Raw genomic sequence first — 2996 nt, forward strand, 5'->3', positions numbered from 1 at the left:
GCAATTTCTTCAACGGCTTCCGCCGTGACGCGCATCCGATGGCCATCATGTGTGGGGTAGTGGGTGCCCTGTCTGCCTTCTACCACGACCAGATGGACGTTACCGATCCCCGTCAGCGTGAAATCACCGGCCACCGTCTGATTGCCAAGATGCCCACCATCGCCGCCTGGTGCTACAAGTACTCCATCGGCCAGCCCTTCATGTATCCCCGCAACGACCTCAACTATGCAGAGAACTTCCTGCACATGATGTTTGGCGTGCCTTGCGAGGATTACGTGCCTAACCCGGTGCTGGCCAAGGCCATGGACAAGATATTTCTGTTGCACGCAGACCACGAGCAGAACGCCTCAACCTCCACCGTTCGCCTGGCCGGCTCCACCGGCGCCAACCCCTATGCCTGCATCGCTTCAGGCATTGCAGCGCTCTGGGGGCCCGCTCACGGCGGTGCCAACGAAGCGGTACTGGACATGCTGGCAGAAATCGGCGACGAGAAGAACATCGAAACCTTCATCGCCAAGGCCAAGGACAAGGACGATCCGTTCCGCCTCATGGGCTTCGGCCATCGGGTGTACAAGAACTTCGACCCCCGCGCCAAGGTCATGCGTGAAACCGCCCACGAGGTTCTGTCGGAACTGGGCCTGGAAAACGATCCGCAGCTTCGTATTGCCCAGCGTCTGGAGAAAATCGCGCTGGACGACGAATACTTTGTGGCCCGCAAGCTCTACCCCAACGTGGACTTCTATTCAGGCATCATCCTGAAGGCCATGGGCATTCCGACCTCGATGTTTACGGTCATTTTTGCCATGTCCCGCACCATTGGCTGGTTCAGCCACTGGAACGAGATGGTATCTGGCGACTACCGCATTGGTCGCCCGCGCCAGCTGTACACCGGTCCGGAGCAGCGTGATTACCCGAAAAAGTAATCACCTGGCAAACCGTACTGAAGGCCGCTGACACCCAGCGGCCTTTTTTTGTGCCCCGGGTTTTGCGATTATATCGCCCTTCCCTTCTGGCTTCGGCCAGCCGTTGTTAACCACCAGACTCAGGCAGACACCAAAATGACAATCGCCGCATTTATCGGACTTGGGGTTATGGGATATCCAATGGCCGGCCACCTGGCCAGCGCCGGCCTGGAGGTCAGAGTCTGGAACCGCTCCCCGGACAAAGCCCGGAACTGGGCCGAGCAGCATAAAGGCACAGCCTCCGCCAGCATTGCTGAGGCGGTCCGGGGTGCCGATATCGTTATCGTGTGCGTGGGTGCTGACCCGGACCTCAGGGCCGTCTTCGAAGGGCCGGATGGCATTCTCGCCAACGCGCCCAGCGGGGCTCTGCTGGTCGATCACACCACTGCGTCTGCCGGTATTGCTGAACACCTGTCAAAGCAGGCCGCAGGATATGGCCAGCACTTTATCGACGCGCCGGTGTCCGGCGGACAGCAAGGCGCGGAAAACGGTCAGCTCACTATCATGTGCGGCGGCGAGCCCGAAGCCTTTGCCAAGGCCCGGCCGATACTGGCCCACTACGCCAAAGCCCTGAACCTGATGGGCCCTGCCGGTAGCGGCCAGAAAACCAAAATGGTCAACCAGATTGCCATTGCCGGTCTCATACAGGGGCTTTCCGAGGCACTGCATTTTGCCGAACAGGCCGACCTGGACGTACGCAAGGTGGTGGATGTCATTTCCAAGGGCGCAGCCCAGTCCTGGCAGATGGAAAACCGCAGCGGCACCATGATTGACGGCCAGTTCGAACACGGTTTCGCGGTGGACTGGATGCGCAAGGATCTCGGCATCGTGCTGGACGAAGCCCGCCGCAACGGCGCCAGACTACCGGTGGCAGCGCTGGTGGATCAGTTCTATGGGGATGTCCAGGATATGGGGGGCAACCGCTGGGATACGTCTTCGCTGATCCAGCGGTTACGGAAGAAATAATTTTCCTGTTCTTTCCATCGGTCCCGAGTCTGCCGCCCTTCGACAAGCTCAGGGCGGACGGAGTGTCGGGTTCCGGGGCGGAGTATCTTTAACCTTTCTCCCGCTACGGTTCACCCTGAATATGCCCTTCGACAGGCTCAGGGCGAACGAGGCGAAAGGCTCAAAGCGAACGGAGTGCCAGGTTCCGAGGCGGAGTAGCTTTAACCTTTCTCCCGCCTACGTTTACCCTGAGTTGCCGCCCTTCGACAGGCTCAGGGCGGACGGAGTTCCAGGCTAAGGGCGAACGAGGTGACAGGCTCAGAGCGAACGTGGCGACAGGCTCAGAGCGAATGAAGCGACAGGCTCATTCCGAACGAAGTCGCGGGTTTCGCAGCGAGGTATCTTTAACCTTTCTCCTGCTACCGTTCGCCCTGAGCCTGTCGAAGGGAGCCTGTCGAAGGGCGGTACCCTGTTACTTGCGCTTATCCTGTGGCACCCAGCGGCCGTTGTCGTACCACGCCGACCAGCCTGTGGCCTTGCCGTCTTCCTTTTCGGTCATGACGTATTGTTCTTTGGTCTTGCGACTGTAGCGGATCACCGTCGGGTTGCCGTCCGGGTCTTTCACCGGCGCGTCCATCAGATAATCGTGTTTCGGGTCGATCTCATCCCGGTGTGGCAGCAGCTCTTTCACCAGTGGCGGCCGCGTTTCCCGGTTTTTCGGGAATTTACTGGCGGCCAGAAACAGGCCTGAAGCACCATCACGCAGGACGTAGGTATCGTCAACCTTCTGGCACTGCAGCTCCGGCATGGGCACCGGGTCCATCTTGGGTGGCGCGGGTTCACCGCTTTTCAGTAGCTTGCGGGTATTCTTGCATTCGCTGTTGGTGCAACCGAAGTACTTGCCAAAGCGGCCGGTCTTCAGCTGCATTTCCGAGCCGCATTTATCACATTCAAGGGTCGGACCGTCGTAGCCCTTGATGCGGAAAGTGCCCTCTTCCACCTCATAACCCGAGCAGTCCGGGTTATTGCCACAGACATGCAGCTTGCGCTTCTCATCCACCAGGTAGCTGTCCATGGCGGTACTGCATT

The 2996-nt window shown here is 59.3% G+C and carries 3 protein-coding genes; 2 read left to right on the forward strand and 1 reads right to left on the reverse strand.

All coding sequences use genetic code 11. The features are described 5' to 3' along the window. Positions 1 to 923: citrate synthase (gltA, locus tag AAC035_RS20245; protein WP_339806916.1), on the forward strand; the 923-nt coding region annotated here is incomplete at its 5' end. 135 nt (positions 924 to 1058) lie between these two features. Then, on the forward strand, positions 1059 to 1928 hold the full coding sequence (locus AAC035_RS20250) for an NAD(P)-dependent oxidoreductase (protein ID WP_339806917.1): 870 nt from the start codon (positions 1059 to 1061) through the stop codon (positions 1926 to 1928). Between the two features lie 451 nt (positions 1929 to 2379). Here the strand turns inward: AAC035_RS20250 and AAC035_RS20255 are convergent. Further along, a partial coding sequence (locus tag AAC035_RS20255) for a topoisomerase DNA-binding C4 zinc finger domain-containing protein (protein WP_339806918.1) occupies positions 2380 to 2996 on the reverse strand: 617 nt, incomplete at its 5' end.

Origin of the sequence: uncultured Marinobacter sp. (genome assembly GCF_963974375.1) — a bacterium.
GTDB lineage: Bacteria > Pseudomonadota > Gammaproteobacteria > Pseudomonadales > Oleiphilaceae > Marinobacter.

Excerpts from the sequence above, each read along its gene's own strand:
- AAC035_RS20250 (WP_339806917.1), top strand. The coding sequence starts at position 1,059 with ATGACAATCGCCGCATTTATCGGACTTGGGGTTATGGGATATCCAATG.